Here is a 19629-nt window from a genome sequence, read left to right as displayed (position 1 = left end):
CGACCGGCACGACGTCCGTGGACGCGGTGACCGTGAAGCCCTCGGGCGCCGCGCTGCACGCGCCGCCGCCCCGGCCGGGCGGTCACGCGATCTCGTCCTTGTAGACCTCCTCCGCGCTGTCGACCAGGTGGTCCTCGCTCAGCCCGTAGGCGTCGGCGAGGCGTCGGAGGTTGCCCACGTAGCAGGCGAGCGCCACGGTGCGGTCCGTGGTCCCGTCGGGGAAGGGGCGCCCCGAGAGGCGGACGATGTGGAGCTGCTCCAGGTCCTGGGGGCTGAGCGCGTAGGTGCGCCCGAGGTGGAAGGCGTCGGCGAGCGCGTCGCGGACGGCGATGGCCACCAGTTCCCGCGCGGTGGTGGCGCCTTCCTGGTCGCGGGCCTTGCGGGAGAGGCTGCCCAGGGGGCGCAGGGCCGCGCGGGCCGCCTTCACGGACGGGAGGGGCCTGCGGGTTGCTTCCGGGTGGTCGAGCATCGCGGCGATGGCGGTGCGGGCGCGGCGAGCGTGGGTCAAGGGGTCCTCCAAGGGGGTTTCGAGTGATGGTGCCGGTCGGGGTGCCACCCCCTTCCAACAACAAGAACATTACCACCCCTAGAGAGGATATGGAAGCCTGAGAGTGCACTTGACCAGGCGTTTTCTCACCGCCGGCACCCGCAAAGAAGCTGCTGCCGGCCTTCGGGCGGGCCGAGCAAGCGAAGGACCCCGGCGCGGTCGGCCGGGGCCCTTCACGTCCTGACGCTCAGCCCTGCCCGACAAGCTCCGGGAGGGCGCCACGTTCTTGCTGCGACGCACCGCGCCGCCACTCCCGACAGCCCGTTCCCCGGCAGGGCGGCCGCGGGGATGTCCCGGACTCGCACCCCCGGTACCCGGCGGCGGTGCTGCACTTGGGGTCATCCGCGCCAAGGACGCACAGGGCCCATGCCGCCTCGTCGAGTGACTCGGCGAACGCGGCATCCCAGGTTGCCCGGCCGTAGACCTGACCGATAGTCACCCCGACCCGTTTGGCGGCCTCGGGCACCGGGACCTCCTCACTCACCAAATCGAGCAGCTGGGTACGCTGTTCGGCGGTGAACGCCTCCTCGGCGAGTGCCCGCCGCCGCGCCTGGCTGTCCTGGCTGTGGGCGCGTGTGCAGGCGGGACACCGGCAGCCGACGCGGTACAGCGTGGAGGCCGAGAACCTCTCGTGGTCGTAGGTAACCCTGATCGGCCGGTTGGCAATCCGGATCAGTTGCTTCCCAGTCCACGTGTGTTGGCGGCCGCCACGTGCAAGTGGTCGCATTCTGCTGCCAGGCAACCAGCCGTGATTGACCATGCCGCTCACGCTCGTGGGAGCCAACTCCAACAGGGCGGCAACCTGCCGAAGCGTGTAGACCCCCTCTGGGTCGATCCGGCTCGCGTACAGAGCCAGCGGGTGGGGCTGTGCGTTGCGGGACACCGTCATTCCTCTCCGGTCGATCCCCGCAGGCCCGGGGAGCAGACGACTGAGCAGCGAAGCCGCTGAAAACTGTGAGGGACATCCCCGCAGGGGCGGGGAGCAAGAAGGCCGCAGCGAAGCCATGAACGGGCCCGCGGGTCCACCCCCGCGTCGGCGGGTAAAGGGAGCATTCGACCGGCCGGAACGGCGAGTTCTGCGATCGGTCCACCCCCGCGTCGGCGGGGAGCAATGGGCCACCATACCGGCCCGCTTCTTTGCGTACAGCCGGTTCCGGGGGAGGTCACGGAATGGACGTGCGTACAACAGGGCGGCCCGCACCGTCGCCCACGGGGCCGCCGGTCAGGCGTCGCAGTAGACGCACTGGGTGTCGTCGAGCGGGTTGTTCTGGTGGGCAGCGGCCAGTTCGGCAACCGACCGCACCGGCGTCCAGGCCGGGCCGACGCACCAGTCGGTGGGGCAGGAGACGAGCGCCTCGAACCGCAGGTCGTAGGGGTCACCATCGTCCATCCAGCGCACCCGCAGGGATTCGCTTCCGGCCGCGAAGGTGCCGGTGCGGAACTGCGGGTCGGAGCTGGTGGCGTCCCAGGCGAACAGCTCGGTCGCGGCCTCGCCGAAGACGCGGCGGACGTCGGCCAGGTCGGCGGTCCGTTCCTCCTCAGCGGCCAGCCGCTCAAGCGCGGCGCCCAGCACGGGGAGGGTCTCGGCCAGGACGGTCCGGTCGATGCCCTCGGCATTGGGGGACGCCTCACGGAGCTGGGCGAACTGGTTGTCCACGACGTGCGCCGGGACGCGAGTGGTGCCGGTCCGGGCGGCGTTGCGGGTGTGGGCCAGGTCCGGCGGCGTGCTCATCGCCAGCGCATAGGAGAGGACCCCGTACTCGTCGGCGAGTTCGGCGAAGCGGCGGCGCAGGCCCTCCTCGGCGAAGGTCGCATCCACGACCGTCGTCAAGCGCAGGGCGAGCCGCGCGCGGAGCACGGTCTCCAGGGCCTGCCAGGCGGCTCCGCTGACCGACTGGTTCCCGGGGTCGTCGGCACACATCCGGCGGAAGTCGTCGGCCCGCAGGACCTGGCAGGGCTGGAACATCCGCGATACGCGGGTCTTGCCGGTGCCGCTCGCGCCGACCAGGAGGATCAGCGCGGGCGTCTCGAACGGCAGGGTGATCGGAGCGGTGGACATCAAGCGGCCTTTCGGAAGGTGAGGACGTCGGCGAGCCGACGGGTGGACAGGGGAAGAAGCCGGGCCAGGCGGCGGCCTCGGCGGCCGCGCCCCTTGGCGCGGTACATCGAGGCGTCGGCGTTCTTCAGCAGCGCGGACAGCAGGGCACCGTGGGTGCCGGCGGGTCCGGGGTCGGTGTCGACCGTGCGGGCGGTGCCGATGGACGCTCCGACCTCCAGGCGCAGGCCCTCGTACCGGACGGGCCGAGTCAGCGCGGCGTGCAGGCGGGCCACGCGTGCGGGCAGGTCGGAGGCGTCCGGGAGGATCGCGGCGAACTCGTCGCCGCCCAACCGCCCGGCCTCGGCGCCCTCGGCGGCGGCCCACTCGGCCAGGCGTGAGCCGACGGCCGCAAGGACGGCGTCCCCGGCGTCGTGCCCGAACCGGTCATTGACCGGCTTGAACGCGTCGAGGTCGACGAGGAGGGCCGCGGCCGGGCCCACCGCGACGATCTCGCGGGCCCGTGCGGTCCATGCCGCTCGGGTGGGCAGTCCGGTGACCGGGCAGGTGCGGGCCTGGGCGAGCTGACCGCTGAGCGTGGAGACCTCGGCCAGCAGCATCTCGACGGCGGGCACGACCTGGGCGAGGGCGCTGCGCAGCTCGTGGGGGCTGGCGTCGGGCCGGGCGAGGTCGGTGCGGGCACGGTCGAGCAAGGCGCCGGTCTCTATCGCGGACGGCATGATGGCGTGGCTTCCTTTCGGTGTTCGCATCGAAGGGGAGGGCCCGGGGCGACGGACGGGGTGACGGCCATGACGGCCGCCCCGGGGCAGTTCAGCGGACGGCGGCCGCCCGCCGCTTGACCAGGGCATCCCGCAGGCGACCCTCGGTCGGGTCGCCCTCGGTGAGACGGTCAGCGGCGAGCCGCTCGTGCAGGTCCTCGGGGATGTGCGCGTAGGGCCGGGCCAGGTCCACGACGGCGGCGGGGTCGTCGATCTCGTACGGGTGGATGCCCGCCGCGACGAGGTTGCGGATCAGGGCGCCGTCGCGGCGGGCCACCTGCCAGACCTGGGTGTAGAACGTGGCGAGCTGGGCGTCCCAGCCGACGATGCCCCGGGTGCTGCGGGGTACGTGGTCGAGACGCCGGAGGGAGTAGACGCTCATCCCGCCCCCTCGGAGTGCATCCGGGCACGGTCGCAGCCGGAGGCCCCGGGGCCCGCGCCGTGCAGATGCACGTTGAGCAGGTCCTCGCGGGTCCACACGGGCGTCCACACGCGGCCCCGGCGGCACTCGTCGCGTCGCGGGCAGGGACTCGCGGCCTCGAACCGCGTGCCGTACCGGACGCCGAGCACGTGACGGCCAAAGACGATCTCGCCGTACATGTGGGTCCGGTCGATCTCGGTGGTCACCTGGACCAGGTGGTGGGCGAGGTCGTGCCCGAAGCGGATCGACGCCTCTTCCCACGCCCGGAACCACGGGGTTCGGGTGTAGCGGTTGCCCAGGAAGTCCGCCATGGGGTCGGCGGGCGGGATCCACTGGCTGGTGTGAGTGTCGAGGGTGCCGCAGTGCGGGCAGGTGCGGCGGCGCGGCTGGCCGGTGCAGCCGTCCGCGAACCGCTCGCCGCAGCACGGGCAGTGGTGGGCCCGGCGTTCCGCCGGGCTGCCCGCGGCGGCGCCGCAGCCCTTGCACACCAGCCTCGTGTGCTGGGGGCGGTGGGGCATGTCGGGCGCCGGCGGGGCGGTGGTCTGGTGGGTCGGACAGGTCGTCATCTTCAGCAAGCTCCGTACGAGGGAAGGCAGGCGGCCGCCGCCCTGGGCGGCCCTGTGGAGGTGGTGGAGGCGGAGCCCCGGTGCGGCCCGCTCAGGGCAGGCCGCACCGGACGCGCCTGGGCTAGTAGCCGAGCCCGTTGACGCGGTTGCTCTGGGCCTCACGCCTCGCCTGCGCCTGCTCGTAGTCGGCGCGATCCTTGGCGGCCTGGTCCTCGGTAGTGGTGGTGTCCGACACGGTGTCGTCCTCCGGTGTGATCGGGTTTCGAGTGGTGGTGTCGGTCGGGGTGCCACCCCCTTCCAACACAAAGAACAATACCAGCTTTTAACCTAACTTGCAACGAGTCAGGTGCGAATCCGTAGCAAGCAGGGTCAGTTCAGCCAGGGCGGAGGACCAGGCACGAGCCGCTGAGCGGGTGCATATCCCTCTCCGCCCGGTCGCGCGGGCGAGAGGCGGCCGCCATACGGCGGCCGCCCGGGTGGTCGGGGTGGTCAGTGCTTCCGGACGGTGCCGTTACCGGCGGTGGCGTCGACGCCGAGGTCAGTCCGGTCGCGCACGCCGTAGAGCTTGACACTGCCGTTGCCGGCGCGGGCCTCGATGCGTCCGGACGCGCCGGACGCCACGGTGAGCGCAATCGAGCCGTTACTCGCACGGACGCGACAGGCAGACCCGGCATAGTCCTCGGCCTTGACCGAGCCGTTTTCGGTCTCGGCGTCGAGCCACTCGGTGACGGTGCCGGCCTTGACCGAGCCGTTGCTCGCGCGGGCCTTGAGGCGGCCGACTTGTTCGACCTTGACGCTGCCGTTGCTGGTCTGCGCCTCGATGGCAGCGACCGGGCCGTACGTGTAGAGACTGCCGTTCTCGGACCGGTAGCGGACGCCAGACCCGGCGGGCACGGTGATGTGCACTTCGACGCCGTTCGTCATGTTCACCGCGCCGCCGCCGCTGATCACCCGGCCGTCGACGACGGACACCGGACCGTCGTACCGCACGCCGTCGATGAACGTCGCCCCGCCGCCGTACGAGGTGAACGAGACGTTCCCGAATCCGCCGACGCCTTGCGGGACGTCCGGCACGACGACGACCAGGTGCTCGGCGTTCTGCTTGATGGTGGTCTCGCGGACCGCCTTGCCTGCGGGGCTGTCGGGGCCGTCCTGCGTGAGGACGCGGACTGTGACGACCTCGGCGGAGCGGTCGACGGTGACGTACACGACGCCAGTCGGGCAGGTGACGTCTGCGAGGACGGGCCCGGCGTATCCGGCGGTCGAGGTGAACGAGCGCTCGGGGTTGCTGTCGCGGTGGGCGAGCTGAGTCATGTCTGTTGATCTCTCTTCATGGTGCCGGGCGGCGGGTGTCGCCGCCCGGCGGCGATGGATGGGGGTGGTTGGGTCAGCGCCGCGGGGCCGGGGGTTGGTCAGGCGGTCCGTGCGCGGTGGGCGCCGGGCGGCAGCAGGGGCTTGTCGACGTCGCGGTGGTCGACGGTGACGGGCCGGTTGGTGAGCTGGGTGATCTCCCAGACGCGGCGGGCAAGTCCGACCGAGCGGTGCCGGCCGCCGACGCACCCGAAGGCGACGGTGATGTCGGCGCCGGTGGTCTCGTTGAGACCGACCGCGAGGTAGGCGGCGGCCTGGGCGAGGGGCTCGGCGCCCGGGGTGTCCATGACGTGCTCGTACACGGCCGGGTCCAGGCCGGTGAGGTGCTTCAGCTCGGGGTCATGGAAGGGATTGCGCAGCAGGTCGCGCAGGTCGTAGGTGACTTCGGCGGCCGGGGGCTCGCCGTGGCCGTAGCCGAAGGAGATGACGCGGATCACGGGGTGATGCCCTTCTTCGTGTCGGGTTTCGAGGGGGCCGGGGCGGCGGTGCCATCCGCCGCCCCGGTGGGGCTGGGCGCGGTCAGTCCAGGGGGCGGACCGTGACCTCCAGGTCGCGCGGGTCGGCGGCGGCGGCCGCCTGGAACTCGCGCAGCTCCTGGTCGCTGTAGATCGCCTTCTGGTCGCTCGGGCCGCCGGTGACGGCGTTGACCTTCTGGTCGGTGCGGGAGGTGGCGGTGACGACGTACTTCGCCATGGGGCGATGTCTCTTCGGGTCGCTGGATGCGGAACCGGACGGGCCTGTCCGGCTCCCCTTGGCCCCGGCGGCGGGCGCCGGGACCGCGGGCAGCCGTCAGGACCAGGCGCGTTCCACGTCGGCGTCCATCTCGCGGGCGGCGGCCGTCAGCGCGTCCGCCATCCGCTCCTGAGCGAGGGCCTCCTGGGTGTCACCGGCGGCCTCGGCCGCTTCCTTCTCGGCCCGGCTGCGCAGCGCGAGCGCGCGCAGGATGCCGATGACCGGGAAGACCCCGCCGTACCGGTTGAGCTCGTCGACGGCGGCGGCCCGGTCCTCGCTCGTGGCCAGCTTCTTCTCGGTCTCGTGAAGGGCCTCGGCCGCCTCCTGCCAGGTCGGGCCGGGCGCGATCCACTCGGCCGCGTCGTCCAGGAGGTGCACGGTGATCTGGGCGAGGCCGTAGGCGGCCAGGGCCGGGACCAGGTCGGCCAGGCCGACCTCGGCGCCGCGGCGCACGAGGGCGACGGCGGTGAGCCCGATGAACGCCGCGCGGCCGATCGTGTCGGCCAGGCCGGCGGCCCGCCGCACGATCCCGGCGGCGCGGGCCTGGAGGCGGGTGACGCCGGGCATCGGCAGCAGGCAGACCATGCAGGTCAGGCGGAGCGCGTGGTTGTACGTGTCGCAGTGCGTGCAGCGGCGGGTCTTGGAGAAGCGGCGCACGGATGCCTCCGAGGTCGGGTTTCGAGTGGTGGTGTCGGTCGGAGTGCCACCCCCTCCCAACACAAAGAACAATACTAGCTTTGAACCGAATGCGCAAGGGGCGGGCCCCGGCGCCCCAGTCAGGGCCCCCGGGGGCGGCGGTCACTCGCCGTCGGCCTGGCCGTCTCCGTCGTCTCCGCCGGAGTTGGCGTTGTCCCGGGCGAAGCGGCGGGCGCCTGCGCTGTCGACGGCCTTGATGGCGGTCTGTCCGGTACGGAACCCTTCGCGCCCCATGTCGAACCCCTTGCCGATGGCGTTGGCCCCGGCTCCGACCGCATTGGCGGCCGCGGTCGCGGTGCCGGCCACGGCCGTGACGGCGTTGAGTGCGGCGGCCATCGTCCCGCCGCCGCTCCGGCGGGCCGGGGCCGCCTTGCCGCCGCGGGCGGCCGCCTTCTTCGCGGCGAAGGACTCGGCGGCGGTCCCGCCCTTGCCCGCAGGGGCGGGCTGGGCTGCGGGGCCGCGCTTGCCCTCGATGACCTTGCCGCCGGGCAGGGTCACGCGGAAGGCCCGGTTGGGCTGGGCCTTGTCGGCGATGAGCCGGACCATGGCGGGGGTGAGCTGCTCGACGGCGAAGAAGCAGCTGGCCTTGCGCCCTCCGTCCGTGCCCCGGTGCTTCTGGCCGCAGGAGGCCATGACGTCGTTGCCGGACACCATGAGGCTCAACCGGAAGGGGGCCGGAGCCCGGTCCCGGCCGGGGCACCGCACGGCGGTGCCGTTGATCTGGAGCGGGCCGCGGATGGCGACCGTGAGGGTGGCGGTCAAGGGTTTCTCCTTACTCACTGCGGGCGATGGCGGTTGCGGTGGCGGTGACCTTGCCGCCGAGGACGGTCCGGCCGGTCGCGGTGGCGGTGGCCTCGGCGTGGTTGCCTCCGCCTCCCCCGCGGTGGCGGAGGCCGGAGAACAGGCCGCGCACCACGAAGGCGACGACGGTCACGGCGGCGGCGAACGCCACCAGGGCCCAGGCCAGGGCCTCCAGCCAGGGACCGGCCAGCGAGAGGCCCCACCCGGCGAGGGCGGCGCTTCCGGCGGCCGACCACATCAGTAGGGCGGCGGTCTTCGCCCAGGCCGGGACCGGCTGGCGGGCGGGGCCGGCGGGCACCGGGAGGGGGCCGGGCTGGACGTAGGCCCAGCGCTGTTCGCCGCCGGGCAGGGTGACGAGCTCGACGCCCGCCGTGGGCGGCGCGGGCGGTGCGACGGGAGCCGCTCCGGGGGATACGGCGATCACGTCGGCCGGGCGGTGCTGGGTGATGGTGTAGACGGGCTGCGCGTCCGCACGGACGGGCTCGGTCATGATCGGAGCACTCCTCAAGCAAGATCGTTATGTGTGGGTTTGGGGGGTGGACATGGCCTGGGACGGGGCACATCACCGCAGGTGGGAGAGGTGGACACCCCTGGCCCGGAGCCCGGGGGCCCTGGGACACGTCCCAGGGCCCCCGACGGGTGTCCTACGGTCGGGCCAGGCTCTGACCTGCGGTGATGCCCGCTGGGCCAGGACCCGGGATAGGGGTCATTTCTGGATCTTCCGGGCGGCCTCGTAGGCGGCTTCGACATCTGCCTTGAGGTAGCCGCGGACTCGGTTGGAGCCGTCTCGCCACCGGGTCGGCTCCAGCGTCACGTCGGTGCCGGCCAGTTCCTCGGCGAGCGCGTCGCCCAGGGCCTTTCCGATCCGCCCGGCGTAGGCGGCGGCCTCCTCCTCGGGCCGCGGGGCCCACTGCTGATCCCAGTCGCCGAGAGCGGTCCGCACGTCGTCCAGCGGCACCCGGTCGACTCCCGGCGGGAAGGCGCCCAGCAGCACGTCGAGCACGGTCACCTCGGCCGCGGAGACCTCCGGCCGTCCCGGCTTGCCCCGGCCGCCGGGGCCGCCCCCGGAGGAGGACAGGCCGGTGGCCTCCAGGAGGAAGTCCTCGATCGGGTCCTCGAACTGCCCCGGGGCCCGGCCGCAGCTCTCCCGCAGCGTCCGGCCGGCGGCGATGACCGGCGCGGCCCCGTCGTACTCCTCGTCCTCGATGAAGTACGAGCGGATCAGCTCGCCCGCCGCACCGTCGATGTCGACGATGGTCAGGCCCTTGCGCTCGAACGGGATCTCGTGCGCCCGCAGGCCGTTGCCGGTCGCGCCCTCCTTGAGGATCGCGTTCGTCTGGGTCGGGGACCCGGTCTTGGTCGCAATCCGCACCGCGGAGTTGGACTTGAACTTGCGCGGGACGGTGTTCCTGTCGGGGTCCTGGGTGACCAGCAGCACCACGATGTTCAGCGCGGCGGCGAACCCGGCGAGGCGCTCGATCTTCGCCACGATGTCGGGCGAGAGCGCACCCGCATTCTGGGTGTACTCCTGGCTCTCGTCGATGATGACGATCTCCAGCGGGAACTGCTCCAAGTCGTTCTCGCTGAGCTTGGCCCGGCCCTGGTCCTCCAGGAACTCCTCTCGGCGGTACGCCTCGACCAGCTCGGCGTCCAGCAGCAGGTCGAGCCGTCCCGCCCGGCGGCCGAAGAACGTGGCGCACACGGGCGCGTAGCCGATGTGCTCGCCCGGCTTGGCGCCGGCCGCGAGGCGGATGTTCACTCGCGGGTCCAGGCCGAGACCGCAGATGATCGACCGCAGCAGCATGCCCTTGCCCGTGCGCGACATGCCGCCCAGCAGGGCCATGACGTGCTTGAGCTTGAGGTAGACGACCTCGCCGCGCCGGTTGAAACCGATCGGGATACCGCGGTTCCAGACATCCTGCCGCTCCGGCGCCTCCACCAGCGGGGAGACACGGGCTTCGGCGAACGGGTCGGAGGTGGCGATCCACAACGTGATCCGGTTGGGGTGGCCGGCCTGCCGCACGTCCAGCCACGACGCCTCGACGTTGAGGGCCTCTGCGAGGGCGTCCCGGGCGGCGATCACACGCGGCGCGGTGACACCGGACGGCAGCTTGAGCGTGGCCTCGCACGCGTTGATGGACACGGCCCGGATCGGGCCGACCAGCTCGGCCACCTCGTCCTCACCGAGGATCTTCACCTTCCGCAGGGCGGCGTTGATGGTGGAGTCCGACACCGGCGCGTCCTCGGCGGCGGCGGCCTGCTCGAAGATGGCGAACGGCTCGGTCCGGCGCCGCACTTCGCGCACGCCGCACGCGTACATCACGCCGACCACCGGAAGCAGCGCCGGGGCGGCCATGGCCATGCCCCAGACCTCGGCGACGGCGACGACGACGGCGACGTAGGAGGTGACGCCGGTGGCGGACAGAACGGTCAGGTTCTCCCGGCGGCGGGCCTGGCCGATGGCGCGGCGCTCGGCCCGCAGCTGGGCGACGTCGCTGTGGTCGGCGTACCCCTTCGCCTTGGCCTGCGCGCGGGCCTCGGCGATCATCTCGCCGTACTCGGTGACGAACAGGTAGCTCCACGCGCTGCCCAGCTCGGTCCACAGGCCGATGGACGACAGCTTGACCAGACGGCCGAGGTAGAGGGGGCTGCGCGCGGCGTGGTAGCCGGCGGCGTGCGTCAGGACCGCGCGGCGGTGCTGCCAGACCTCGCGGCTGACCAGCGCGGCGGGCAGGTGCAGGCGCAGGCGGCGGCGGGCGACGTCGTCGACCTGCTCGATCACGGGCAGGTCCTGGCCGTCGACCTCGTCCGAGAGCTGGACGGTGCCGGTGCTGGCGTCGGCGATGCCGGAGGCGGTGCTCTGGACCTCGGCTCGGGCCGCCTTCTCCAGGGCCTCGCGCCGCTGCGGCGGCATCCGGTCCATCAGGTCGATGACCTGGCCGCCGGTGGCGGGGGTGTCGGTGGGCTGGGTCATGGGTGCGTACTCCTTGCGTGGTGCGGGGGTTTCGAGGGGTGTCGGGGGCGGCGGTGCCATCCGCCGCCCCCGGCTGGGGCCGGGCTACTTCTTCTTGCTGTCGTCCTTGCCGTCCTTCTTGTTCTTGGCCTTGCGCTTCGTGGCCCTGGCCGCCGTCTTGGCCGCGCCGGCCAGGACCCCCGGCACCCGGGGCAGGGCCAGGACCGCGAGGAAGACGACCGCCGCGGCGATGGCCGTGTCCCGGCCGTCCCACCCGTAGTGCACGGGCATGACCCACAGGGTGGTGATCCCGGCGGGGGCCGCCAGGATCAGCAGGGGCGGCAGGCTGCCGGACTTCTGGGGCGTTCCGCTCATGCGCTGATCTCCTCGGTCTTGTCGCTCTGGTCGTCCTGGGCGTTCTCGCGCTGGGCCTTCTCGATCTCCTGGGCCATCGCCTCGGCGAACCCGGGCTCGGCCTCCAGCAGGGCCACGAGTGCGGGGCCGTCCTTGCGCCGGATGCCGACGCGTTCCGCGAGCACGTACGGGGAGAAGAAGCCGTTCCCGGTCCGCTTGCGCTTGTCCTTCGCGGCGGCGTACGCCAGTTCCCGCGCGATCGGGAACGCGGCCTTCAGGTGCTCGCTCAGGTCGCGTTCCGACCCGTCCGCCGATCCGTTCCCGCCGGCCGTCTTGGCCGCGTTCCCGGACGGCGCGGAGGCGTTCCGCTCACCCCGTTCCGAGCCGTTCCCGGCCGGGGCCGAAGGGGCCGACTCCCCTTGCGGGAACTGAATTTCCGGGTTCTCGGAACGCTTCGCGGCCTCGCCGGAACGGGTGGCCGGAACGGTCACGGGAACCCACTCGCCACCGATGAACGGCAGGCTGCGGTACTTCTGGGAACTGAGCCGGGCGGCGGCCTTCTCCTCCTCCTTGACGGCCCGGCTGCGGAACTCCTCGGCCAGGGCGCGGGCCTCGTCGGCGCGGGCCTGGGCGAGCTCGGCGGAACGCTCGGCGACCTCCGCCTCGACGGCGATGGCCTGCGCGGAACGCTTCAGCTCGCGCACCCGGCGGCGGCTGGTCGTGGTCCGGGCCCGCTCCATGCGGAACTCGGCCCGGCGCTGCCGGCGCACCCGCGCGGCCGTCGTCCCCGGCGTTCCGCCGTGGTGCGACTCCCACGCCTGATCCCATGCCGCCTGCACCGTGATCTTCTTGCGGTACGGCGCCCGGATGCGCCAGGCGGTCAGCGACACCAGCGGGTGGGCGATCCACCGGGCGAGCTGCTCGCGGACCTCGGCGGCGGTACGGCCGCTCTGGGTGTGCTGGAGCAGGGAGACCACGGCCTCGAAGGCGATCACACCGGCGAGCGACGCCAGGGCGTTGACCTGTCCCGCGCTCTCGCTGGGCGAGTGGAACAGGTTGAGGCTGGCCGCGATCAGGGCGGACACGGCCGTGCCTGCCCGGTAGCGGCCCGCGGGCGCCCCGCGCCGAACGGCCAGGATGGTCAGGGCCGCGAAGGTCCACGTCAGGCCCTCGACCACGCCCGGGACGATCCAGGACCGCTCTCCCAGGTCCTCCCGCATGGCCTCGGCCTGGGCCGGCCACGCGATCCAGACGGACGCGACGATCAGCGCCGCGACGGCGGCGACGGCCACGATCACGGGCAGGACCTGCACGACGGCCCTGCCGCGGCCCTTCCACTTCTGCACCGCTTCCTTGCGGATGCGTGCCTTCTCGGCACGCTGCGCCTGGCGGCGCTGCTGCTTGAGCTTGTCGCGCTTCTGCTCGACGGTGAGGCTGCGCTCCTCGACGTCGAGGCTGGCGAGCTGTTCGGCCTTGTCGGCCTCGACCTCGGAGACTTTGGCCTCGGCTCCGGCCTTGCGTGCGGCCGCGCGGCCGAGGCTGCGGCGGTCGGTGCGGTTCAGCAGGGGGTCATCGGTCTTGGTCTGGGGGTCGGTGAGCGTCATCGGGTGCGGTTCTCCTGAGCGCGGGGGGCGGCGACTCGGACGGGCGGGCGCGGGGGGTTCTGGGAGGCGTAGACCTGCGTGCAGCGGCCCAGTCGGTGGGCCTGCTCGCGGCTTTCCAGCTGGTGGGCCGCGAGGGCTTCGCGGGTGAGCGGGAGGGCGCAGTCGTACCTCATGTGCTCACCGCCGGGGCGGTGGCGCTGCGGGCGACGGCCGCGTTGATCCCGCGGCGGGCCATGAGGATCACGCCGATCGCCACGGCGATGAGGGCGCAGGCGATAGCGGTGATGATGACCGCGACGGCGGCCGCGCAGACGACGACCAGCAGGAGCGGGACGACAACGTAGAAGGGGCCGGTCCGCAGGTCGTCCAGGAGCGCGACGAAGCCTCGGTAGAAGCTGTTGACGGCGTTGATGACGTTGGTGGTGACCTTCACGCGGCCCACCCCCCGGCCAGCTCGTCGCTGCTCAGCTCCGGGCCGGCGGTGTCGTCGGCGTACTCCAGCTCGGTGATGACGGCCAGCAGCTCCGTGCGCGGCGAGGTGCTGCGGCTGCGGGCGGCGAGGGCGTCGGAGTCGTCCAGGTCCAACAGCAGCGTGGCGACGAACTCCAGGTTCGCGCCGCGGTTGCGGCAGGACTCGCCCGGGTGCCCGAGGAAGAAGTGCTCGGGCTGGCCGGTCATCTGGGACAGAGCGTGCAGAGCGGCCCCGTACGGGGTGCGCACAGCAGGTTCGTTTGTGGACACGTCAGTGCCTTCCTTCATGCGGGTTTCGAGTGGAGGCCCGGCGCCTGGGGTGCCACCCCCGAGCTGGGCCGGTGCGCGCATGGAGCCCGCACCGCTTCCGACCGGCCGTGCCGTTCGGACGCAGGATTAATCTTGCAACGTGCTTGATCAGATGTCAACAGTCCTAGGACTCATTGCCATTGAATGATTTCTATCCTAGGATTAATCGCATGCCTGCACTGCTGGAACGCGATGAGATGCGGTATAGATTGCCGCCTACACAGACAGACGACATGACAGGAGCCGCCACGGTGGCGACCCCCCGATACGAAGAGATCGCCGAAGGCCTCGCGGCGCGGATCGCAACCGGCAAGGAGTTCCCCGCCGGCTCGACCCTCCCGAGCTACCAGGACCTGGCAGCCGACAACAGCGTCAGCAAGGCCACCATCGAGAAGGCGGTGGGCCTGCTGGAGGCATGGGGACTCGTACGCGCGGTCAAGAAGGGCGGGCTACGCGTCCGTCACCCTGGGGCCCGCCGCACAGTGGGAACCAGCATCGACCGCCACCCCTCACGCGGCTATGTCCTTCCCGCCGCCACCTCCGCCGCAGAACCCTGGAAAGCCCACGGGCGCGCCCAGGTCGCCACCCTGCCCCTTCCCGACCGGGTCGCACAGCACCTCGGTGTCCCGGGCAGAAGCGAGACCGTGCGTCGCCGCATGGTGACATCACCGGCGGGGGAGGGCCCTTATCAGGTCAGCGACGACTGGGTGCATCCCGACCTGCTGGTGCAGCTTCCCCAACTGGGCGAGCAGCTCGTCGGTCCTGGAGGCGTGGCCGACCATATCGAGCAGGCCGGCCACGGACCGCTGTCCTGGCGCCGCCACACCCGTTCCCGTCCTCCCCACACGGACGAAGCCCAGCTGCTGGAGATCCCGAAAGCCCTGTGGGTCATGGAAATGATCTACGTCGCCGTCTCTGCAAGCACCAATCAGCCCGTCGCGGCTACCGTCCGGGTCGCACCCGCCGACCGCGTCGAACTGGTCGACACCATGCGCCGCACCCCCGCCGCCCGCTGGCCGGTCACCCCGATCGAGCCGCCGAGCGAAGCCATTGCCGCAGGCTGACCACCCCGCCACCCAGCACGCAAGAACACCCCTTCACGCCCTGCCGACCCTGCGACACACCCGTTACCGTGCGTGTGGTCGGATAGAGCAGAACGGGGGAGAAGATTCCCCCCACAAACGCAACAGGCCCCGCTCGGGGGCCTGTCGGTCCGTAGCCGGGTGGCCGCCCGGCGAAACGGTCCGCACCTTGAGTCACAGGGAGGTGCGCCTGATGAGCGTACGCGTTTCAGCGATACCGCCCAACCAGCCGATCAGGTGGTTGGGTCAAGACCTGCATGTCCGGCCGTACACCGGCCGGGAGCCCCTGCGCTCCCCCTGACATGCGTGCGGCCGCCCCCTGTTGGCGCAGGAAGCGGCCGCCACAAGCGACTCGGCCAGAGTCACGCACCACCAGAGATCGATTCCGAACCCAAGCCCTGGGGCGCTTCAAGGCGTGTTGCGTCACGCCATAGCCAGGATATCCACGGCTCACGCCGGCGGGACACAGAACCCGTCGGTTACTCGCCGCTTCCCGGCACGGAGCACCCCGCACACCTTCAAGGGGAAAGCCCACCGTGCACTTCCAGCACCACCCACCCACCCATCAACCGCGCATGCGCCGCTTCAGCAGGCCGGAGCCGGGCCGATGAGCGAGCCCGAGTTCGACGACCTGGTCGGCGTCGTCAGCAGCGACGCTCCCCCGCTGTTCACGATGGTCCCCGAGTGGATCACCTACTCAGGCATCAAGGCAGCTCACCGCACCCTGTGGACCGTCCTCGCCTCCTGCGTCAACCATGACAGGCCGGACAACCTCGCCTGGCCGACTCAGGCCGAGCTCGCTGACGCCATGGGCCTCAAGAAGCCCGAGCAGCTCGCACCCTACCGCCAGGCCCTGGAAGAGATCGGAGCCGTCAAGGTCACCGAGAAGCGCTACCAGGGCAAGATGCGCCGTCGCTACATCTACGACGTCCGCTTCCGGCCGCCGCAGGGCTACGACGGCCCGCTGAGCCGAACGGAATGGCTCCAGCGTCGCAAGGAACGACTTGCTGCCGCAGCCGAGGCTGAGGAGCGCGACACCGAAGCATTCGAGCAGGAAACCGCAGGTCATGCCGGACCCCCCAAAAATGGGGGCACCGAAGCCGCCAAAAATGGGGGTCCGGGAGCCGCCAAAAGCGGGGGCGCCCGAACCCCCAGCAATGGGGGCGCAAAACAAGACCAACAGGAACCAGACCAACAGGAACCAGAGACGGCGCCTTCAGCGCGTAGCGCTGGTGACGGCCGCAGGCCCTCTACCGGTAGTAGCGCGCGCAGGAAGTCGAGCGGCTCCGCCGCGGGCAACGGCGCGGACGCGCCGAAGAAGTCGACTCGCTCTCGCAGGGAGGGGCTGGTGACAAAGGAGGTGAAGATCGTGCTGGACGCCTTTCCGGAAGCCCTCCGTGAGGCGCTGACTGCGAAGGCTGGCTCTGACCGGCCTCGAACAGTGGTCAAGGCCATCGAGGACCAGTTGGCTGGGGGCGGCATCACGGCCAAGACCCTCGGACAGCGTGTTGCCAGGCGCTGGGTCACCCACGGGTACACCGAGCACTACACAGCAGGCACGCTCACCAGCCCGGTCGGCGCAACCCTGGCCATGCTCAGGCCCGGCCCCTGCCCCGACCCGCGGTGCGAGGACGGGAAGTTCGACGATGGCTCTGCCTGCCCGTCGTGCATCGAACGGGACAAGGACCGCGCGGCTGCTCGTGAACGACAGCGGGCGGCCGCGGCCGCCGAGAAGGAAGCTGCTGCCCGTCGTCGCGCGTGTCCGCTGTGCCGGATCGACCGAGGCACCGCCGGCCAGGTGTGCGGGGAGTGCTCAACCTCCCTCGCCTCGACTGAGCAGGCCATCGCCATCTTCCTCGAGCAGGCCGTGAGTAACCGTCTGGCCCTCGCCGGTTCCTGTGGGGGCCAGGTTGAGCCCGCCGACATCCGTGACCAGCTCGTCAAGCAGGTCGACGAGGCTCGCGCCTGGGCGGCCTCAGAGGGAGCCGATGCCCTGGGCCAGGCGCTGGCCGGACGACTGACCGCTGAACAGCTGGTCAAGGCGGAGCACCGCCCGGCGGCCACCGAACAGCGGACAGAAGTCCCCGCTCTGCCTGCTGCTGCCGACCACCCCACCCCTGAACCGGGAGTCGACATCCCAGCTCAGGCCCCACGGCGTCGGCGAGACTGCCCTGGCCCGGACAACCAGGGGTGCCCCGGCGGCCGCCTCGCCGTCGGCCTCGATGGCGACGGCCTGTGTGCCCGGTGCCGTGTCGTAGCGGAGAGCAGGAAGCAGCCTGCTCACCACTGAGGCAAAGCCGCGTCGGCCCCTGGATAGCGACTTCGTCCAGGGACCGATGCATGTCCCACTCCGTAGCTCGCCCCTGCTGTTCAAAACCGAACAGCGTGGCTAAGACCGGAAAGTGGTTGCTGGAGGCACACGCGCGCCTGAGCGATCAAGCGCAGGCATCGCTGTGGCTGGCTTTCGGTGGTGCAGGTCAAAGGCCGGCGACGAAGTGGCACAGGAGCAAGCCATACCTGCCCGGCATGTTGTCCCCTACCGATGAGCCTCCCTGCCGCCCGATGTTGTTGCTGCGCGGCGAAGCCGCCCTACAGCCCAGATGGTTGCCGTGGGAGAGCAGCAGCACGGCAGCAGCCGACAGTCGCGCCGGAGGCGCCTTGTGCGGCACTTGGCCAGCGGCCTCTACTACGTAGTTAGAGGCGAAGATCGTTTCCGCTGGTCAGAGCGCTGGTGAGTAGCCTCAAAGTGTCACTCGAATTACAGTTAGGGCGCTTGCGGTTTCCTATAGGCAACCGCAAGCCGCTGACTGCGCTTCCGAGCGCCTGGAGTTGCGACTCGCCGAGGTCAATGTTCTTGCCTATAGGAAACCGGATCGGTACGGTGTGCTTCTTCGGTTGCGTGTAGGCAATCACCCGAGGTGAGGAGGGGTATGTCTGGGGCCAGTCCAGTCCGGCGCGGCAAGGCCGTGAACACCGAGACCGGCGAGCTTGTGCAGATGGCGTTCTTCGAGGACGACACGCTTACGCGTGCTCGGGTCCGCTACGACTGGACCCCGCACTCCGGGCGTCACGTCAACGTGCCGAAAGTCCTTCTGGCGAAGCTCTACGCGAAGGACAGCGGGTACACCTCGAAGCACAGAGACTTGTTCTTCTTCTACCTCGCTCACTCCCCCGACGGTGCTCAGCCACTGAGGCTCACCTACAAGGAGATCGGCGAGGAGCTGGGAGGACGTCCGGCTACTATTTCGGCGTTGCTGGGTAAGTTGCATGCTGGTGGACTTCTTCTCGAAGCGGAGAAGATCGGCCGCATCACGTTCTACAGGGTCAACCCGCGGGCTGCGTTCGATGGGCCGGCGGCGAACCAGGTGGAAGCCGTCAAGGATGCGCGCTTCCCCGAGGTACCTGCCCCGGCCACCCCGGCCAAGAAGAAGAAGGAGGCATCGTGACTTCTCCCTCGCCAGCGATGCGGCCGCGTGACCTCCCGCTCTCTGCTGACCTGATGCGCAAGCTCCTCATCCAGACTGCCGACCTTCCCGGTGCCGACTTTCGGGTGCTGACCTTCTACGTCACAGCGGCCCCGTTGGGCGAGACAGTCCGGGAGACGGCGAAGACGGTTGCCGAAACTGTGAAGATCAGTCGGGGAAGCACCTCGAAGAGCATCAGCCGGCTGCTGGCGGAGGGATGGCTGAGCAGGGTCTTCCGCGTCGGTACGGTCCCGTTCTACCGGGTCGGCGACAAGGTGCTGGAGCTGGCAGCTGAGGAAGCAGAGGTTGAGCAGTTGGCCTCCGTCCGGCATCTCCCCGTGCGCGAGTTCGTTGACGAGTAGACGCCGACTTCCTGGACCAGCCTTCTCCTGAAGGGCCCCGCCTCAACTCCGAGGCGGGGCCCTTCGCTCGTGGGGTCATCTCGAGCAGGGTGCGCGCACCGTTCCGTTGGCGGCTTGAAGGTGGTATTGTTCTCAATGCTGGAAGGGGTTGGCGTTCCGACCGGCATCCACTCGAAACCCACCACAGGAGATGAGCAGATGAACGTGAGCGCCCGAACCGAGCAGATCGCCGCAGACTCCCTGGCGCGCAACGACCGAGTTGTGATCAACGACGGCGAACTGCCCTACCTCGTGGATGCGGTCGTGGTCATCGCGGACGGAGGGGTCCGCGTCACGTACTCCTCCATGGACACCGTCGAGTACGCGGCTGGCGAGCAGGTTGCGATCGTCGTCTGAACCGGCGGCCGGCTGGGCCGCGGCGACGGCCGTCGGTTCGTTCCCGGCTCCGGCCGCCGCGCTGGACCAGGTTCGATCCGGGCGCCGAAGGCCGCTTCCCGTCAGGGCTGTTGGCTGTAGCCAACAGCCCTGGAGCGGCGTGAAGCCCGTGTTGGCTCCAGCCAGCACGGGCCGCCGAGCGACTTCGACTGCCCCGCCCCTGGGGGCCGCTCTCGCTCCGGCCCCGCTTTCGAAGGCCCGTCTCCCACCTCTCTGGGAGGCGGGCCTTCGGCATCCCACCCGCGGAAGCCCCCCGGAGTCCCTGTATAGCCAGACTGGGGATAATTGACCTCCGCGCCCGTTCCTCCTCCCTCGGGTCCGTGGGCCCTACTGGGCCCACTCCCCCTCGGGACACCCGGGCTGACGTGCCGCGACGAGCCCCCGCAGCGCAGTAGCGGCGTCGCGGTGTGGAGTGGAGCGGACAGCACCGGTGGGCACCGGGCCTGGCCCCTCGGTCACGGTGCCGCACCCGAGAGCGGAGCGGACCACCGCTCTGCTGTAAAGGCGCTAGAGGTTAATTATCCCCCTGATGGGAGAGTGCGCGCCCAAGGGCGCGCGAAAGAGGGGCGGAGGGGTGGGGGGGGGCGGGGCCCGGGGGGGGCCCAAACCAGCCGCCCCGCCCCGGCAGAGCCGGCCCCCCCCCCCCC

The 19629-nt window shown here is 71.1% G+C and carries 24 protein-coding genes; 5 read left to right on the top strand and 19 right to left on the bottom strand.

The window, feature by feature from the left end; translation table 11 throughout:
- Positions 1-82: 82 nt before the first annotated feature.
- The 19 genes from RIF68_RS05850 to RIF68_RS05760 form a co-directional block, all read right to left on the bottom strand.
- Positions 83-508, bottom strand: a complete 426-nt coding sequence (locus RIF68_RS05850; protein WP_309050056.1) for a hypothetical protein — start codon at positions 506-508, stop codon at positions 83-85.
- Between the two features lie 226 nt (positions 509-734).
- Positions 735-1436 (bottom strand): hypothetical protein, encoded by a 702-nt coding sequence (locus RIF68_RS05845; RefSeq protein ID WP_309050055.1) that lies wholly within the window; start codon positions 1434-1436, stop codon positions 735-737.
- Positions 1437-1769: 333 nt separating this feature from the next.
- Positions 1770-2606: an ATP-binding protein gene (locus tag RIF68_RS05840; RefSeq protein ID WP_309050054.1), complete on the bottom strand. Its 837-nt coding sequence runs from the start codon at positions 2604-2606 to the stop codon at positions 1770-1772.
- The gene (locus RIF68_RS05835) at positions 2606-3322 is read right to left on the bottom strand and encodes a GGDEF domain-containing protein (protein ID WP_309050053.1); all 717 of its coding nucleotides are present in this window, start codon (positions 3320-3322) and stop codon (positions 2606-2608) included. Before RIF68_RS05835 ends, RIF68_RS05840 begins: the two co-directional genes overlap by 1 nt.
- A gap of 91 nt (positions 3323-3413) precedes the next feature.
- The gene (locus tag RIF68_RS05830; RefSeq protein ID WP_309050052.1) at positions 3414-3743 is read right to left on the bottom strand and encodes a hypothetical protein; all 330 of its coding nucleotides are present in this window, start codon (positions 3741-3743) and stop codon (positions 3414-3416) included.
- A complete protein-coding gene (locus tag RIF68_RS05825) occupies positions 3740-4348 on the bottom strand; it encodes a hypothetical protein (protein ID WP_309050051.1) in 609 nt (202 codons plus the stop codon). Before RIF68_RS05825 ends, RIF68_RS05830 begins: the two co-directional genes overlap by 4 nt.
- A 121-nt stretch (positions 4349-4469) precedes the next feature.
- Positions 4470-4661, bottom strand: a complete 192-nt coding sequence (locus RIF68_RS05820; RefSeq protein ID WP_309050050.1) for a hypothetical protein — start codon at positions 4659-4661, stop codon at positions 4470-4472.
- 176 nt (positions 4662-4837) lie between these two features.
- The gene (locus RIF68_RS05815; RefSeq protein ID WP_309050049.1) at positions 4838-5662 is read right to left on the bottom strand and encodes a DUF4097 family beta strand repeat-containing protein; all 825 of its coding nucleotides are present in this window, start codon (positions 5660-5662) and stop codon (positions 4838-4840) included.
- Positions 5663-5760: 98 nt separating this feature from the next.
- Positions 5761-6156 (bottom strand): hypothetical protein, encoded by a 396-nt coding sequence (locus tag RIF68_RS05810; protein WP_375165675.1) that lies wholly within the window; start codon positions 6154-6156, stop codon positions 5761-5763.
- Positions 6157-6238: 82 nt separating this feature from the next.
- On the bottom strand, positions 6239-6412 hold the full coding sequence (locus RIF68_RS05805) for a hypothetical protein (RefSeq protein WP_309050048.1): 174 nt from the start codon (positions 6410-6412) through the stop codon (positions 6239-6241).
- Positions 6413-6508: 96 nt separating this feature from the next.
- Positions 6509-7108 carry a hypothetical protein gene (locus RIF68_RS05800; protein ID WP_309050047.1) on the bottom strand — a complete coding sequence of 200 codons (600 nt, stop codon included), beginning with the start codon at positions 7106-7108 and terminating at the stop codon, positions 6509-6511.
- 141 nt (positions 7109-7249) lie between these two features.
- Positions 7250-7909, bottom strand: a complete 660-nt coding sequence (locus tag RIF68_RS05795) for a hypothetical protein (protein WP_309050046.1) — start codon at positions 7907-7909, stop codon at positions 7250-7252.
- A 10-nt stretch (positions 7910-7919) separates the two neighbouring features.
- Positions 7920-8438 carry a hypothetical protein gene (locus tag RIF68_RS05790; protein ID WP_309050045.1) on the bottom strand — a complete coding sequence of 173 codons (519 nt, stop codon included), beginning with the start codon at positions 8436-8438 and terminating at the stop codon, positions 7920-7922.
- A 216-nt stretch (positions 8439-8654) separates the two neighbouring features.
- Positions 8655-10922 (bottom strand): hypothetical protein, encoded by a 2268-nt coding sequence (locus tag RIF68_RS05785; protein WP_309050044.1) that lies wholly within the window; start codon positions 10920-10922, stop codon positions 8655-8657.
- Positions 10923-11006: 84 nt separating this feature from the next.
- On the bottom strand, positions 11007-11276 hold the full coding sequence (locus RIF68_RS05780; protein ID WP_309050043.1) for a hypothetical protein: 270 nt from the start codon (positions 11274-11276) through the stop codon (positions 11007-11009).
- The gene (locus RIF68_RS05775) at positions 11273-12859 is read right to left on the bottom strand and encodes a DUF2637 domain-containing protein (protein WP_309050042.1); all 1587 of its coding nucleotides are present in this window, start codon (positions 12857-12859) and stop codon (positions 11273-11275) included. The genes RIF68_RS05780 and RIF68_RS05775 overlap by 4 nt, the downstream gene beginning before the upstream one ends.
- Positions 12856-13032 (bottom strand): hypothetical protein, encoded by a 177-nt coding sequence (locus RIF68_RS05770; RefSeq protein ID WP_309050041.1) that lies wholly within the window; start codon positions 13030-13032, stop codon positions 12856-12858. Before RIF68_RS05770 ends, RIF68_RS05775 begins: the two co-directional genes overlap by 4 nt.
- Positions 13029-13292 carry a hypothetical protein gene (locus RIF68_RS05765; RefSeq protein WP_309050040.1) on the bottom strand — a complete coding sequence of 88 codons (264 nt, stop codon included), beginning with the start codon at positions 13290-13292 and terminating at the stop codon, positions 13029-13031. The genes RIF68_RS05770 and RIF68_RS05765 overlap by 4 nt, the downstream gene beginning before the upstream one ends.
- On the bottom strand, positions 13289-13600 hold the full coding sequence (locus RIF68_RS05760; RefSeq protein ID WP_309050039.1) for a hypothetical protein: 312 nt from the start codon (positions 13598-13600) through the stop codon (positions 13289-13291). The genes RIF68_RS05765 and RIF68_RS05760 overlap by 4 nt, the downstream gene beginning before the upstream one ends.
- 209 nt (positions 13601-13809) lie before the next feature.
- On the opposite strand from RIF68_RS05760, the gene RIF68_RS05755 reads away from it, so the two are divergent.
- From RIF68_RS05755 to RIF68_RS05735, 5 genes are all read left to right on the top strand, one after another.
- The gene (locus tag RIF68_RS05755; RefSeq protein WP_309050038.1) at positions 13810-14703 is read left to right on the top strand and encodes a GntR family transcriptional regulator; all 894 of its coding nucleotides are present in this window, start codon (positions 13810-13812) and stop codon (positions 14701-14703) included.
- Positions 14704-15328: 625 nt separating this feature from the next.
- The gene (locus RIF68_RS05750) at positions 15329-17011 is read left to right on the top strand and encodes a helix-turn-helix domain-containing protein (RefSeq protein ID WP_309050037.1); all 1683 of its coding nucleotides are present in this window, start codon (positions 15329-15331) and stop codon (positions 17009-17011) included.
- A gap of 676 nt (positions 17012-17687) precedes the next feature.
- Positions 17688-18167: a transcriptional regulator gene (locus RIF68_RS05745; protein WP_309050036.1), complete on the top strand. Its 480-nt coding sequence runs from the start codon at positions 17688-17690 to the stop codon at positions 18165-18167.
- The gene (locus RIF68_RS05740; protein ID WP_309050035.1) at positions 18164-18547 is read left to right on the top strand and encodes a helix-turn-helix domain-containing protein; all 384 of its coding nucleotides are present in this window, start codon (positions 18164-18166) and stop codon (positions 18545-18547) included. The genes RIF68_RS05745 and RIF68_RS05740 overlap by 4 nt, the downstream gene beginning before the upstream one ends.
- Positions 18548-18751: 204 nt before the next feature.
- Entirely contained in the window at positions 18752-18943 is a 192-nt protein-coding gene (locus RIF68_RS05735) for a hypothetical protein (RefSeq protein ID WP_309050034.1), read from the top strand.
- Positions 18944-19629 lie beyond the last annotated feature (686 nt).

Origin of the sequence: Streptomyces sp. (assembly GCF_031178505.1) — a bacterium.
GTDB classification, from domain to species: Bacteria; Actinomycetota; Actinomycetes; order Streptomycetales; family Streptomycetaceae; genus Streptomyces; species Streptomyces gulbargensis.
This window is presented reverse-complemented; position numbering and strand designations above follow the sequence as displayed.

Bases quoted from the DNA above. Each gene is read 5' to 3' on its own strand.
- RIF68_RS05815 (WP_309050049.1), bottom strand. From the start codon at position 5,662: ATGACTCAGCTCGCCCACCGCGACAGCAACCCCGAGCGCTCGTTCACC.
- RIF68_RS05785 (WP_309050044.1), bottom strand. From the start codon at position 10,922: ATGACCCAGCCCACCGACACCCCCGCCACCGGCGGCCAGGTCATCGAC.
- RIF68_RS05755 (WP_309050038.1), top strand. From the start codon at position 13,810: ATGCCTGCACTGCTGGAACGCGATGAGATGCGGTATAGATTGCCGCCT.
- RIF68_RS05840 (WP_309050054.1), bottom strand. From the start codon at position 2,606: ATGTCCACCGCTCCGATCACCCTGCCGTTCGAGACGCCCGCGCTGATC.
- RIF68_RS05750 (WP_309050037.1), top strand. From the start codon at position 15,329: ATGAGCGAGCCCGAGTTCGACGACCTGGTCGGCGTCGTCAGCAGCGAC.
- RIF68_RS05835 (WP_309050053.1), bottom strand. From the start codon at position 3,322: ATGCCGTCCGCGATAGAGACCGGCGCCTTGCTCGACCGTGCCCGCACC.
- RIF68_RS05805 (WP_309050048.1), bottom strand. From the start codon at position 6,412: ATGGCGAAGTACGTCGTCACCGCCACCTCCCGCACCGACCAGAAGGTC.
- RIF68_RS05830 (WP_309050052.1), bottom strand. From the start codon at position 3,743: ATGAGCGTCTACTCCCTCCGGCGTCTCGACCACGTACCCCGCAGCACC.
- RIF68_RS05775 (WP_309050042.1), bottom strand. From the start codon at position 12,859: ATGACGCTCACCGACCCCCAGACCAAGACCGATGACCCCCTGCTGAAC.
- RIF68_RS05770 (WP_309050041.1), bottom strand. From the start codon at position 13,032: ATGAGGTACGACTGCGCCCTCCCGCTCACCCGCGAAGCCCTCGCGGCC.
- RIF68_RS05845 (WP_309050055.1), bottom strand. From the start codon at position 1,436: ATGACGGTGTCCCGCAACGCACAGCCCCACCCGCTGGCTCTGTACGCG.
- RIF68_RS05825 (WP_309050051.1), bottom strand. From the start codon at position 4,348: ATGACGACCTGTCCGACCCACCAGACCACCGCCCCGCCGGCGCCCGAC.
- RIF68_RS05780 (WP_309050043.1), bottom strand. From the start codon at position 11,276: ATGAGCGGAACGCCCCAGAAGTCCGGCAGCCTGCCGCCCCTGCTGATC.
- RIF68_RS05790 (WP_309050045.1), bottom strand. From the start codon at position 8,438: ATGACCGAGCCCGTCCGTGCGGACGCGCAGCCCGTCTACACCATCACC.